The following is a 12,431-nucleotide window of genomic DNA, read 5'->3' on the forward strand; positions in this document are numbered from 1 at the left end:
TGCCCCGGTTCGTCGTTGATGCCGGGGCGCACTTTTGCGAGCCGGCTCGCACGCCAATAATCCCTCAATGCAACCCGCAAAAAAAGCCTGGAAGCGTGCTTCTCCAGACGCGATCTGCCGCTCGTATCGCTAAACAAACCCCGGCAAAGTGCTCCCGAAGATAACAAGGAGCAACTTATGGACAAACAACGCGGCTTTACCCTCATCGAACTTATGGTGGTCATTGGGATCATCGCCATTCTCAGCGCAATCGGCATTCCGGCTTATCAGAACTATCTGCGAAAAGCGGCGCTTACCGATATGCTGCAAACCTTCGTCCCGTTCCGCACCGCCATTGAGCTGTGCGCGCTGGAGCACGGCGGATTAACCACCTGCGATGGCGGCAGCAACGGTATCCCCTCGCCCGCCACAACCCGCTACGTCTCGGCTATGACCGTCGCCACAGGCGTTGTCACGCTCACCGGGCAGGAAAGCCTTAATGGCTTAAGCGTCACGCTGACGCCGACCTGGGATAACGCTAACGGCATCACCGGCTGGCAGCGAGTGTGCAACATTACCGGCGATAGCGCACTCAAGCAGGCCTGTGAAGACGTGTTCCGTTTTAACTGAGGGCGCGGCAATGAAAACTGAACAATTGATACCTCTTTGCCAGCGCTATCAGGCCTTACTGCTCGATAGCAATGAACACACCATCGCTATCGCCGTGGTTGACGCCCCCGCCCCGGAGCTGCTGGAAGCGTTACGTTTCGCGACGCAGAAAAGGATTGATATCGAGTGCTGGAGCCAGGACCAGATGGACAAGCGGCTGCAGACGCCGGGAATATCAACCCTCACCCCGCCTGTTGAAGCCTCGGCCAGCATCGTTGAACAGGTAAATAGCCTTCTGGAACAGGCCCTGCGCCAGCGCGCATCGGATATTCATATTGAACCCGGTGACGATCGCCTGAGAATTCGCCTGCGGGTAGATGGCGTACTCCATTCTCTTGCGCCGCTTGCGCCGGAACTGGCCGCCCCCATCACCGCCCGACTTAAAGTGCTCAGCAATCTGGATATCGCTGAACACCGGGTACCGCAGGACGGTCAGTTTACCCTCACGCTCGCAGACCGCCCGATCTCGTTTCGGATCGCCACGCTTCCCTGCCGCGGCGGGGAAAAAATCGTCCTTCGCTTATTACACCAGGTCGAACAAGCGCTGGACCTCGAAGCGCTGGGGCTATCGTCTCAGCAGCTTGCCGCCTTTCGCTCGGCGCTTAACCAACCTCAGGGGCTGATGCTGGTCACCGGCCCGACGGGAAGTGGGAAAACCGTCACTTTGTACAGCGCGCTGCAGGCGCGGAATCGCGACGAGGTCAATATATGCAGCGTTGAAGATCCGCTGGAGATCCCCATCGTGGGGATGAATCAGACGCAGATTAATCCGCGGGCGGGCTTAACCTTTCACAGCGTACTGCGCGCCCTGCTACGCCAGGATCCCGATATCGTGATGGTCGGAGAGATACGCGATGCAGAAACCGCTGAAATTGCGATAAAAGCAGCGCAAACCGGGCACCTGGTTCTCTCAACGCTGCACACCAATTCAACCAGTGAAACGCTGGTTCGCCTGCAGCAGATGGGCGTTGCGCGCTGGATGATCTCATCCGCGCTTTCTCTGGTGGTTGCTCAACGCCTGGTACGCAAACTGTGCCCGCACTGCCGCCGGGAAACCGGCAGTTCGGCCGATGTTCCACACAGCCTGTGGCCGCGGGCGCTTCCTCGCTGGCAGGCTCCGGGCTGTCAGCACTGCTATCACGGCTACTACGGTCGCCTGGCGCTATTTGAGCTGCTCCCCGTCACCACCGCGTTACGGCAGGCGATTACTCAGGGTCTTAGCGCCGGAGAGATCGAGTCCCTGGCGCGCGAATCCGGCATGATGACGCTGTTTGAGAGCGGCTGTCTGGCCGTCGAACGTGGGATGACAAGTCTGGAAGAGGTCGTTCGCGTGTTGGGGATACCGCATGGCGACTAAACGACTGTGGCGCTGGCGCGGTCTCTCTCTCCAGGGCATTCCCTGCCAGGGAACGCTCTGGCAGGATAATCGCCCTGAGGCATTGCAGGCTCTGCAGCGGCAGCGAATTATCCCGCTGACGCTGCGCCGCTGTAGCGTGCAAAGCGCCCTCTGGCATCCGCGCTACAGTGGCGAAATCATCCGCCAGCTGGCCGCGCTTCTTCAGGCCGGTCTCCCCCTGGCCGAGGGGCTGGAACTGCTGGCGCAGCAGCAGCCCAATGCGCAATGGCAGGCGTTGCTGCAAACCCTGGCGGAGGATCTGGCACAGGGCATTTCGCTTTCAGGCTCCCTGGAAAAATGGCCTGAGGCGTTCCCTCCGCTCTATCTGGCCATGATTCGCACCGGTGAACTTACCGGTAAACTGGAGCTTTGCTGCGCTCAGTTGGCCAGGCAGCAGCGAGAGCAGCTGCTCCTCACCGAAAAAGTGAAAAAAGCGCTGCGCTACCCGTTGATTATCTTATCCCTGGCGCTGCTGGTGGTTATGGGAATGCTGTGCTTTGTCTTACCGGAGTTCGCCGCTATATATCAAACCTTCAACACCCCGCTGCCGTGGCTGACCCGCGCGGTAATAAGCATTGGCGAAGGGTTAACTCGCTGTTGGCCACTGCTCGCTGCCCTGGGTATTTTACCTGCAATACTCAACCGGCTGATTTGCCAGCGGCCAGGCTGGCTGCTGTACCGTCAGAAGCTGCTCCATACGCTGCCGGTATTTGGCAAACTGCTATGCGGCCAGCGGCTTAGCCAGATTTTTACCGTACTCGCATTGACGCAAAGCGCCGGAATCAGCTTCCTGCAAGGCCTGCAAAGCGTGGAGGAAACCCTGAGCTGCCCGCTATGGCGGCAGAGGCTCCAGCAGGTTTGCCGGCAAATTACCCACGGCGATCCCATCTGGCAGGCGCTCGCCAACGGCGGAGGCTTCACGCCGCTTTGCCTACAACTGATCCGTACCGGTGAAGCCTCGGGTTCGCTGGATACCATGCTGGAAAATCTGGCTCGTCACCATAGTGAGCAGACGCATCAGCAGGCAGATAATCTGGCGACCTTGCTGGAACCGATGATGTTGGTAGTGACCGGAACGATTGTCGGCGTACTGGTGGTGGCGATGTATTTACCCATTTTTCATCTGGGCGACGCCATTAGCGGGATGGGGGGATAACGCTGGCGCAAACGCGCCAGCGAACGGCATTACAGGCTGTTGAACACGCGGTTCTCTTGTTCCTGTACGCGAATAAAAGTCGTGCGTTTAGTCAGTTCTTTCAGTCGTGAAGCACCTACGTAGGTGCATGCGGAACGCAGGCCGCCAAGAATATCGCGCGCGGTGTTTTCAACCGGGCCGCGCAGAGGCAGCTTAACGGTTTTGCCTTCAGCCGCACGGTACTGGGCTACGCCGCCAACGTGACGGGTCATCGCCGACTCCGAGCTCATGCCGTAGAACAGCATGAATTTTTCGCCGTTTTCTTCAACCACTGTACCGCCGCTCTCTTCGTGACCGGCCAGCATACCGCCAAGCATCACGAAATCCGCGCCGCCGCCGAAGGCTTTAGCCACATCGCCCGGCATAGTACATCCGCCGTCACTGATAATCTGCCCGCCCAGGCCGTGCGCCGCATCGGCACACTCAATCACTGCGGAAAGCTGCGGATAGCCGACGCCGGTTTTCACGCGGGTTGTACATACGGAGCCCGGACCGATACCCACCTTAACGATATCAGCCCCCGAAAGAATCAGCTCTTCGCACATTTCGCCGGTCACAACGTTGCCCGCAATAATGGTTTTCTGCGGCCAGGCTTCGCGGGCTTTCGCGACAAACTGCACGAAGTGCTCTGAATAGCCATTCGCCACGTCAATGCACACAAAGCTAAGCTGCGGATTTTGGATCAGAATCTGTTTTGTTTTTTCAAAATCCGCATCGGAGGTGCCGGTAGAGACCATGACGTGCTGCACGACATCTGCCGATACGCTCTGAACAAACGCCTGCCACTGTTCCACGCTGTAATGCTTATGTACGGCGGTCAAAACGCCAAATGAAGCCAGGGCTTTAGCCATGGCAAACGTGCCAACGGTGTCCATGTTAGCAGCAATGATCGGCACACCAGACCAGGTCTGGCCAGAATGTTTGAAAGTGAATTCACGTTCCAGCTGTACGTCAGAACGGCTTTTGAGGGTAGAACGTTTCGGGCGGATAAGAACGTCTTTAAAACCAAGCTTCAAATCTTCTTCAATACGCATGTGCGAATTCCTGGGGTTAATTGCATTATTGTGAGAGCACAACTCCAGTGACGTTATCATACGCACGAATCATGGCCGCGCAAGACTGCGATTTTCACTTTTTTTACGCTACAATCGTATAAATTTACCTGGTGAACAGCCAAAAGCGAATTTGCGATATCCCATCGCAGGCGTATCATTTTTAACCATTTGATTTACATGCGCAAAAAGAACCAGGGTACGTGGTGACAGCCATTTATTGGTTGATATCACGTCGATAAAACCACTGTCGCAGTGGCGTCGTCGCGTCGTAAATCACGGCTCTGTTATTGAAAAATGTGCATGTAGTCAGTTTCAGGATTGAGGTGTATGACATACACGGTAGCGTTAACAGGCGGCATCGGTAGCGGTAAAAGTACCGTAGCCGACGCATTCTCACACCTCGGGGTTAACGTTATTGATGCTGACATTATCGCGCGCCAGGTGGTCGAGCCCGGTACCCCGGGGCTAAACGCGATTGCTCAACGCTTCGGTCCGCAGATCCTGAATAAAGATGGCACCCTTAACCGTCGCGCTCTGCGTGAACATATTTTCGCTCATGCAGAGGATAAGAACTGGCTAAACGCGCTGCTGCACCCGCAAATTCAGCAGGAAACGCGTCGCCAGATGCAGCTTGCCACCTCGTCTTATATTCTCTGGGTTGTACCTTTACTGGTCGAAAACCGTTTGTCCGCCAAAGCCGATCGGGTCCTTGTTGTCGATGTGCCGAAAGAGACGCAGATAGCGCGCACGATGCTTCGCGATCGGGTCAGTCGGCAACATGCGGAACATATTCTTGCCGCTCAGGCAACGCGCGAGCAGCGCCTTGCCGTTGCGGATGATGTTATTGAAAATATGGGTTCACCTGATGCCATCGCATCAGCTGTCGCCCGCCTGCATGCAAAGTATCAACAGCTGGCAACGCAGGCCGCCTCACAGGAAAAACCGTAATGTCTACCCCTGTTCTATTTGAACATCCGCTTAATGAAAAAATGCGCACCTGGCTGCGTATTGAGTTTTTGCTCCAGCAGCTGACCGTACATCCCGCCATTACCAGCCATGCGGATGCGCTGCATTTTTTCCGCAATATCGGCGATCTTTTAGATGTTTTTGAACGCGGTGAAGTACGTACCGATCTGATGAAAGAGCTGGATCGCCAGCAGAGGAAGCTGCAATCCTGGGCGGAAGTCCCTGGGGTTGATCAGGATCGTATCAACGAACTGCGTCAGCAGCTGAAGCAATCAGGCAGTACGTTAATGTCGGCGCCGCGTATCGGCCAGTATCTGCGAGAGGATCGCCTGATCGCCCTGGTACGCCAACGCCTGAGTATCCCGGGCGGCTGCTGTAGCTTCGATCTTCCGACGCTGCACATCTGGCTGCATATGCCGCAGGAATATCGTGATGAGCAGGTCGGTAAGTGGCTGGCCAGCCTGGAACCGTTGACGCAATCGCTGATGCTCATTCTCGATCTCATCCGTAACTCGGCCCCCTTCCGTAAGCAGACCAGCCTGAACGGTTTTTATCAGGACAACGGCGAAGATGCCGATCTGCTGCGTCTGCGTTTGGATCTTGCCAGCCAGCTCTACCCCCAAATATCAGGCCACAAGAGCCGCTTTGCCATCCGCTTTATGCCGCTGGACAGCGAGCACGGCATCGTGCCGGAGCGTTTTGATTTTGAACTGGCCTGCTGTTAAGGAGTCAATATGTCAGAAGAGATAACCGTCAACTGCCCAACCTGCGGCAAAATTGTGGTCTGGAATAAGCAGAGCCCGCATCGCCCGTTCTGCTCCAAACGCTGTCAGCTTATCGATTTAGGCGAATGGGCAGCGGAAGAGAAACGTATCCCGAGCAGCAGCGATCTGTCAGATAGCGACGGCTGGAGCGAAGAAAAAGAGTAACGGATTTCGGGCGGGCATGTACAGGCCCGCCCTGATTTGCCGGATGCAGGCGCACCCTACCCGATCTGAGAATATTGAATTAACTTCGTAATGACGGGTTCGTTTGCCGGCGGAAAATCCTCAGCAACGAGCGCGCTCTGCGCAATCCAGCGGCCCGGCTGCCCTTCTTTCCCCCACGGCTCGCCTTCCCAGCTGTTCACCAGCCAGAACCACAGCGTGATATGGCGATCGGGAAACTGGTACTCCAGCTTATCAAACAGGCTGTAAGCTTTGGCTGTAATGCCGACCTCTTCCTGCAGCTCGCGCACTAAGGCCTGTTCGGACGACTCGCCCTCTTCAATTTTACCGCCCGGGAATTCAAGCTTGTTCGCCATATGCGCATCAGCGGCCCGCTGAGTGATAAAAATCTCCCCTTGCGAATTACGGATAATACCCACTGAAATTTGCAGCGTTTTCATTGTCTTCATTCCATAAAAAAGGCGCAGATATCTGCGCCCTGGTATTCAATATTGTAAAAGCTTAGCTCAGGCGACCGTGGCACTGCTTGTATTTTTTGCCAGAACCGCACGGGCAAGGATCGTTACGACCCACTTTACGCTCGCCGGTTTGTTCAGCCAGCGCGGCCGCGGCTGCGCTATCATCGTCCTGATGGCTCAGCTGCTGCATCTGCGCCAGACGCTCAGCTTCTTCACGACGCTGCTGCTCCATCGCTTCAACCTCTTCCGGCATCCGCACCTGAACTTTGCTCAGGGTACTGATCACTTCATATTTCAGGGATTCCAGCATTGAAGCGAACATGGAGAAAGATTCACGCTTATATTCCTGCTTCGGATCTTTCTGCGCATAGCCGCGCAGGTGGATGCCCTGACGCAGGTAGTCCATCGCCGCCAGGTGCTCTTTCCACAGGGAGTCCAGCGTTTGCAGCATGACGCCTTTTTCAAAGTGACGCATCATCTCAGCGCCAACCACTTCCTCCTTACGCTGATAGGTTTCAATGGCGCTCTGCAGAATGCGCTCACGCAGCGTTTCTTCATGAAGCTCCGGCTCTTTATCCAGCCACTCTTTGAGCGGCAGCTCGAGGTCGAAGTCATTTTTCAGACGCTCCTGCAGGCCTTCAATATCCCACATCTCTTCCAGCGACTGCGGAGGAATATGGGCATCGATGGTCGCTTTAAATACGTCTTCACGAATGCTGTTAATCGTCTCGCTCACGTCGGTCACGTCGAGCAGCTCATTACGCTGGGTGTAAATAGCGCGACGCTGATCGTTAGCCACATCGTCATATTCCAGCAGCTGCTTACGAATATCGAAGTTACGGCTCTCGACTTTACGCTGCGCGTTGGCAATCGCTTTCGTCACCCACGGGTGCTCGATAGCCTCACCCGGCTTCATACCCAGTTTACGCATCATGCCGGACACGCGGTCAGACGCGAAGATACGCATCAGGGCATCTTCCATCGACAGATAGAAACGGGAAGAACCGGCGTCCCCCTGACGGCCTGAACGACCGCGGAGCTGGTTATCAATACGGCGGGATTCATGGCGTTCGGTGCCGATGATATGCAGACCGCCCGCAGCCAGTACCGCATCGTGACGAACCTGCCAGTCGGCTTTGATCTGCGCAATCTGTTCCGGAGTCGGGTCTTCCAGCTGGGCGACCTCGGCCTGCCAGCTACCGCCAAGCATAATGTCGGTACCACGGCCGGCCATGTTGGTTGCAATGGTTACCGCAGACGGATAGCCCGCCTGCGCAACGATGTCCGCTTCGCTGGCGTGGAATTTCGCGTTCAGCACGTTGTGCTTGATACCCGCCTTCGTTAATTCATTAGAGACCACTTCTGATTTTTCGATAGAAATGGTACCTACCAGCACCGGCTGACCCGCGGCGGTACGCTGCTTGATATCTTCGATAATGGCCTGAATTTTTTCCGCTTCGGTCATATAGACCAGGTCCGCCATGTCTTTACGAATCATCGGACGGTTGGTCGGAACCACAACGGTATCCAGCTTATAGATTGAGCTAAATTCAAACGCTTCGGTATCGGCGGTACCGGTCATCCCTGCCAGCTTCTCGTACAGGCGGAAATAGTTCTGGAAGGTAATTGAAGCCAGCGTCTGGTTCTCGTTCTGAATATCAACGCCTTCTTTCGCTTCAACGGCCTGATGCAGGCCATCGGACCAGCGGCGCCCCTGCATCGTACGGCCGGTGTGTTCGTCGACGATGATCACTTCGCCATCTTTCACGATGTAATCAACATCGCGGGTGAACAGCACATGCGCGCGCAGCGCGGCGGTCACGTGGTGCATCAGCATGATATTGGTCGGTGAGTACAGCGACTCGCCTTCTTCCATAATACCTTCATTCACCAGCAGCTCTTCAATCAGCACCAGGCCGCGTTCGGTCAGGTTTACCTGACGCGCTTTCTCATCGACGGAGAAGTGCCCTTCGCCGGTAAAGGTTTCGGAGTCTTCTTTATCCTGACGCACCAGATGCGGAATGATCTTGTTCACCTTCTTATACATTTCCGAACTGTCTTCAGCCGGGCCGGAAATAATAAGCGGGGTACGCGCTTCATCGATCAGAATGGAGTCGACTTCATCCACCAGCGCATAGTGCAGTTTGCGCTGTACGCGCTCTTCAGGACTGAAGGCCATATTGTCGCGCAGATAGTCAAAGCCGTATTCGTTGTTGGTACCGTAAGTAATATCGGCTGCATAGGCTTCACGCTTGGCCGGCGCAGGCAGGCCGGACATGTTAATGCCAACGGTCATCCCCAGGAATTCAAACAGCGGGCGGTTGTTCTCGGCATCACGCTGCGCCAGATAGTCGTTGACGGTCACCACGTGAACGCCTTTACCGGTCAGCGCATTCAGATAGGCAGGCAGAGTTGCGGTCAGCGTTTTACCTTCACCTGTACGCATTTCTGCAATACAGCGGTCGTTGAGAACCATGCCGCCCAGCAGCTGAACGTCAAAGTGGCGCATGCCGAAGACGCGTTTACTGGCTTCACGCACGACGGCAAAGGCTTCCGGGATCAGGCTCTCCAGGGCTTCGCCTTTTTCCAGGCGAGCGCGGAACTCAGCGGTTTTCCCTTTCAGTTCGTCGTCGGACAGTTTTTCCATGGACGGTTCCATGGCGTTGATCACGTTGACGGCTTTGCGCATACGACGCAGCGTACGGTCGTTACGGCTACCGAATACTTTAGTTAATAATTTGATTAGCATAATAAAATCTCAAACGCCCCGCGGTGCGGAGTCACAAAAAAATAGAATGGTCCGTTTTTGGTTTAGCTGAGACGTTGAGGCCCTGCGCGTATGCCGGCCACCTGGCTAATCCAGGTACAGACGCGAAACGCGCAGTGGGAAATAGAGGGGTTATATGCCGCCAGATGAACAATGGCCGGAGGTTTACTCTCCTGCGTCAACAGCGCGCTAAGCGTGTCGAGAAGGGCCAGATGCTGCGCCTGAAGCGGTGAAGACTCTTCCGCTACCGGCAGCGCCTGCGGGGCCATCGCAAAAGAGAGGTGGCGAATGACCGTACGAATGGCGTGCTGATGCCAGTAATCAACCGTGAAATTGGGCCGACGACTGGAAGATTCCAGCAGCGCTAGCTGAGAAAAATTAACTTTAGCAGGATTATGGTTGCTGGACGTCGTTTTAGCGGGCGACGCGGTCTCATGCTCATGACCATTGCTAAGCGCAGGCAGGCCGAGGCTAGCCGCGACCATCCCCAACAGGAGATGCGGCCAGAAATACCGTCTGCCAAACTGTCGCCAGCGCGTCAGCAATCCACTCACTTACGTTACCTTTTGTTGGTAGCAACCCTAAGAAATATTTTGCGTCCAAATACTAACATTAATACGCCGTCACGGCAGCAGGAATGAGGTCTCAGGCGGGGGAAAAACGTTTAAAAAAGGAACGAACGCGCAAAAAATGCAGTTAAAAATCAAAGCAGGACGCAGCGGGAATATAAAAAAGAAAACGACTGGCTCCCTGGCCGGAGAGAGTACCAGGTTACCAGTCGAATTTACTGCCGGGTCTGACTTATGCCAGAACCAGCGTCGGGGCGCGGAACGCCAGCGGCATTTCTGCGTCGTCCTCGAAGGTCACATACTCCCAGGCTTCCTGTTTTGCCAGAACAGCCTGCAGCAGTTTGTTATTCAACGCGTGACCGGATTTGTACGCCGTAAATGCGCCGATAATATTGTGACCACACATAAAGAGGTCGCCAATGGCATCCAGCATTTTGTGACGGACAAACTCATCTTCAAAGCGCAAACCGTCTTCGTTCAGTACGCGATAATCGTCAACAACGATGGCACAATCGAAGCTGCCGCCCAGGCACAGGCCGCGGGACTGCAGATATTCGATATCACGCATAAAACCGAAGGTACGCGCGCGGCTAATCTGGCGCATAAACGCATCAGCCGAGAAGTTCATTGCGTAGCGCTGGCTGCTGGAGTCAATCGCCGGATGGTTAAAATCAATGGTGAAGTCCAGTGAAAAACCATTGTACGGTTTGAATTCGGCCCATTTATCGCCATCTTCAACGCGAACTGTCTCTTTGATACGCACAAATTTCTTAGCGCAGTTCAGTTCATCAATGCCGGCATCCAGCAACAGATAAACGAACGGAGCCGCACTACCGTCCATAATTGGGACTTCCGGCGCATCGACTTCAATAATAATGTTGTCGATACCCAAGCCAGCCAGCGCGGCATTGAGGTGCTCAACCGTCGATATCCGCACGTCATGCTCATTGACCAGGCAAGTACAGAGCATGGTATCACGCACAGATTTGGCATCAGCCGGAAAATCAACCGGTGGATTCAAGTCGGTGCGACGATAGATGACCCCGGTATTTGCCGGCGCAGGGCGTAACGTCAGGGTGACTTTCTTGCCGGTATGCAAACCGACGCCAGTCGCCTGAACGATACGTTTAAGAGTCCTTTGTTTGATCATCGTATAATCTCGCCAAGTTACCTATCCAACCGAAGTGTACTATACATTCGGCAGGCCAGTTTAGCACAAAGAGCGCAGATGCCCAACTTCCAGCCAATTCTTAATCGGCCTGCTTACGCAGGAAGGCTGGAATATCCAGATAATCTGGCTCTTTCGCGGCCTGCGGCGTATTGTCGTTGACCACTTTTGCGGCCGGTTTCTGCTCTTGCGTCAGTGGAGACATACCGTGCTGCTGGTAACGATCCATCACCGGCTGCTGCACCTGTTTGTTGGTGACCAGGGTGATTTCCGGACGTTTGTCCATACCGATACCGGTAGCAACGACGGTTACGCGCAGCTCGTCGTTCATATCCGGGTCCAGAGAGGTACCGATAACCACGGTGGCGTTATCCGAAGCAAATGCGCGGATAGTGTTACCTACGGTCTCGAACTCATCCAGACGCAGGTCGAAGCCCGCAGTGATGTTGACCAGAACGCCACGCGCGCCGGACAGATCGATATCTTCCAGCAGCGGAGAAGAGATCGCCATTTCAGCCGCTTCTTCCGCACGGTCTTCACCGCTCGCCACGCCGGAGCCCATCATGGCGTAGCCCATTTCAGACATCACGGTACGCACGTCCGCAAAGTCGACGTTCATCAGGCCTGGGCGGGTGATCAGCTCAGCGATACCCTGCACCGCGCCTTTCAGCACGTCGTTGGCCGCACCGAAAGCGTCGAGCAGAGAAATGCCGCGGCCGAGAACCTTCAGCAGTTTGTCGTTCGGGATGGTGATCAGCGAATCCACATGCTTGGACAGCTCGGTGATGCCCTGCTCAGCGAACGCCATGCGCTTCTTGCCTTCAAAATTGAACGGCTTAGTCACCACGGCAACGGTCAGGATACCTAAATCTTTTGCAACTTCAGCCACCACTGGCGCAGCACCGGTTCCGGTACCGCCGCCCATGCCGGCTGCGATAAACACCATGTCGGCGCCGTCAAGGGCGGCACGCAGCGCTTCACGGTCTTCATCCGCCGCGTTACGGCCGACTTCCGGGTTTGCGCCTGCGCCCAGACCTTTGGTAATACCGCTACCGATCTGGATAGTCTGGCCAACAGCCGTTTTGCGCAGAGCCTGCGCGTCGGTGTTCACCGCGAAAAATTCAACACCCTCAATGCGCTCGCGCACCATGTGCTCAACGGCGTTACCGCCGCCGCCGCCGACGCCGATGACTTTAATCACCGCGTCGTTGGTCAGTTCCATAGGTTCAAACATAATTTCTCTCTCCGTTGTGCCTGTCGCC

12 protein-coding genes are annotated in these 12,431 nt (G+C 55.4%); 6 read left to right on the forward strand and 6 right to left on the reverse strand.

Annotation, left to right across the window (positions count from 1 at the left end):
* Positions 1 to 177 precede the first annotated feature (177 nt).
* Genes ppdD through hofC form a run of 3 tightly spaced genes read left to right on the forward strand, consistent with a single transcriptional unit; the run spans position 178 to position 3,200 of the window.
* Positions 178 to 609, forward strand: a complete 432-nt coding sequence (ppdD, locus tag ABLU96_RS02505; protein WP_014227930.1) for a prepilin peptidase-dependent pilin — start codon at positions 178 to 180, stop codon at positions 607 to 609.
* A 10-nt stretch (positions 610 to 619) separates the two neighbouring features.
* Positions 620 to 2,005 (forward strand): type II secretion system protein GspE, encoded by a 1,386-nt coding sequence (gspE, locus tag ABLU96_RS02510; protein WP_014227929.1) that lies wholly within the window; start codon positions 620 to 622, stop codon positions 2,003 to 2,005.
* Positions 1,995 to 3,200: a protein transport protein HofC gene (gene hofC / locus ABLU96_RS02515; RefSeq protein ID WP_032694420.1), complete on the forward strand. Its 1,206-nt coding sequence runs from the start codon at positions 1,995 to 1,997 to the stop codon at positions 3,198 to 3,200. Before gspE ends, hofC begins: the two co-directional genes overlap by 11 nt.
* 29 nt (positions 3,201 to 3,229) lie before the next feature.
* Here the strand turns inward: hofC and ABLU96_RS02520 are convergent, their stop codons facing one another.
* On the reverse strand, positions 3,230 to 4,273 hold the full coding sequence (locus ABLU96_RS02520) for a GMP reductase (RefSeq protein ID WP_009654638.1): 1,044 nt from the start codon (positions 4,271 to 4,273) through the stop codon (positions 3,230 to 3,232).
* A 348-nt stretch (positions 4,274 to 4,621) separates the two neighbouring features.
* Between ABLU96_RS02520 and coaE the strand changes: the two genes are divergently transcribed.
* From coaE to yacG, 3 genes are read left to right on the forward strand one after another with little or no spacing between them, the layout of a single operon-like run.
* Positions 4,622 to 5,242 carry a dephospho-CoA kinase gene (gene coaE, locus ABLU96_RS02525; protein ID WP_048262398.1) on the forward strand — a complete coding sequence of 207 codons (621 nt, stop codon included), beginning with the start codon at positions 4,622 to 4,624 and terminating at the stop codon, positions 5,240 to 5,242.
* Positions 5,242 to 5,985 carry a cell division protein ZapD gene (gene zapD / locus ABLU96_RS02530; protein WP_014227927.1) on the forward strand — a complete coding sequence of 248 codons (744 nt, stop codon included), beginning with the start codon at positions 5,242 to 5,244 and terminating at the stop codon, positions 5,983 to 5,985. The genes coaE and zapD overlap by 1 nt, the downstream gene beginning before the upstream one ends.
* Positions 5,986 to 5,994: 9 nt before the next feature.
* Positions 5,995 to 6,189 (forward strand): DNA gyrase inhibitor YacG, encoded by a 195-nt coding sequence (yacG, locus tag ABLU96_RS02535; protein WP_064405757.1) that lies wholly within the window; start codon positions 5,995 to 5,997, stop codon positions 6,187 to 6,189.
* A gap of 56 nt (positions 6,190 to 6,245) precedes the next feature.
* Here yacG and mutT read toward each other — a convergent pair whose 3' ends face one another.
* The 5 genes from mutT to ftsZ all read right to left on the reverse strand — a co-directional run bounded on the left by mutT (position 6,246) and on the right by ftsZ (position 12,403).
* Positions 6,246 to 6,647 carry an 8-oxo-dGTP diphosphatase MutT gene (mutT, locus tag ABLU96_RS02540; RefSeq protein ID WP_064405760.1) on the reverse strand — a complete coding sequence of 134 codons (402 nt, stop codon included), beginning with the start codon at positions 6,645 to 6,647 and terminating at the stop codon, positions 6,246 to 6,248.
* A gap of 61 nt (positions 6,648 to 6,708) precedes the next feature.
* Positions 6,709 to 9,414, reverse strand: coding sequence for a preprotein translocase subunit SecA (secA, locus tag ABLU96_RS02545; RefSeq protein ID WP_004098603.1), 2,706 nt, complete (start codon positions 9,412 to 9,414; stop codon positions 6,709 to 6,711).
* A gap of 62 nt (positions 9,415 to 9,476) precedes the next feature.
* Entirely contained in the window at positions 9,477 to 9,986 is a 510-nt protein-coding gene (secM, locus tag ABLU96_RS02550; RefSeq protein ID WP_014837406.1) for a secA translation cis-regulator SecM, read from the reverse strand.
* Between the two features lie 247 nt (positions 9,987 to 10,233).
* Positions 10,234 to 11,151 carry a UDP-3-O-acyl-N-acetylglucosamine deacetylase gene (lpxC, locus tag ABLU96_RS02555; RefSeq protein WP_004098599.1) on the reverse strand — a complete coding sequence of 306 codons (918 nt, stop codon included), beginning with the start codon at positions 11,149 to 11,151 and terminating at the stop codon, positions 10,234 to 10,236.
* Between the two features lie 100 nt (positions 11,152 to 11,251).
* Positions 11,252 to 12,403 (reverse strand): cell division protein FtsZ, encoded by a 1,152-nt coding sequence (gene ftsZ / locus ABLU96_RS02560; protein WP_004098597.1) that lies wholly within the window; start codon positions 12,401 to 12,403, stop codon positions 11,252 to 11,254.
* Positions 12,404 to 12,431: the final 28 nt, after the last annotated feature.

Source organism: Klebsiella sp. CN_Kp106, assembly GCF_040064575.1.
Taxonomy (GTDB): domain Bacteria; phylum Pseudomonadota; class Gammaproteobacteria; order Enterobacterales; family Enterobacteriaceae; genus Klebsiella; species Klebsiella michiganensis.

Excerpts from the sequence above, each read along its gene's own strand:
- ppdD (WP_014227930.1), top strand. The coding sequence starts at position 178 with ATGGACAAACAACGCGGCTTTACCCTCATCGAACTTATGGTGGTCATT.
- gspE (WP_014227929.1), top strand. The coding sequence starts at position 620 with ATGAAAACTGAACAATTGATACCTCTTTGCCAGCGCTATCAGGCCTTA.
- hofC (WP_032694420.1), top strand. The coding sequence starts at position 1,995 with ATGGCGACTAAACGACTGTGGCGCTGGCGCGGTCTCTCTCTCCAGGGC.
- ABLU96_RS02520 (WP_009654638.1), bottom strand. The coding sequence starts at position 4,273 with ATGCGTATTGAAGAAGATTTGAAGCTTGGTTTTAAAGACGTTCTTATC.
- coaE (WP_048262398.1), top strand. The coding sequence starts at position 4,622 with ATGACATACACGGTAGCGTTAACAGGCGGCATCGGTAGCGGTAAAAGT.
- zapD (WP_014227927.1), top strand. The coding sequence starts at position 5,242 with ATGTCTACCCCTGTTCTATTTGAACATCCGCTTAATGAAAAAATGCGC.
- yacG (WP_064405757.1), top strand. The coding sequence starts at position 5,995 with ATGTCAGAAGAGATAACCGTCAACTGCCCAACCTGCGGCAAAATTGTG.
- mutT (WP_064405760.1), bottom strand. The coding sequence starts at position 6,647 with ATGAAAACGCTGCAAATTTCAGTGGGTATTATCCGTAATTCGCAAGGG.
- secA (WP_004098603.1), bottom strand. The coding sequence starts at position 9,414 with ATGCTAATCAAATTATTAACTAAAGTATTCGGTAGCCGTAACGACCGT.
- lpxC (WP_004098599.1), bottom strand. The coding sequence starts at position 11,151 with ATGATCAAACAAAGGACTCTTAAACGTATCGTTCAGGCGACTGGCGTC.
- ftsZ (WP_004098597.1), bottom strand. The coding sequence starts at position 12,403 with ATGTTTGAACCTATGGAACTGACCAACGACGCGGTGATTAAAGTCATC.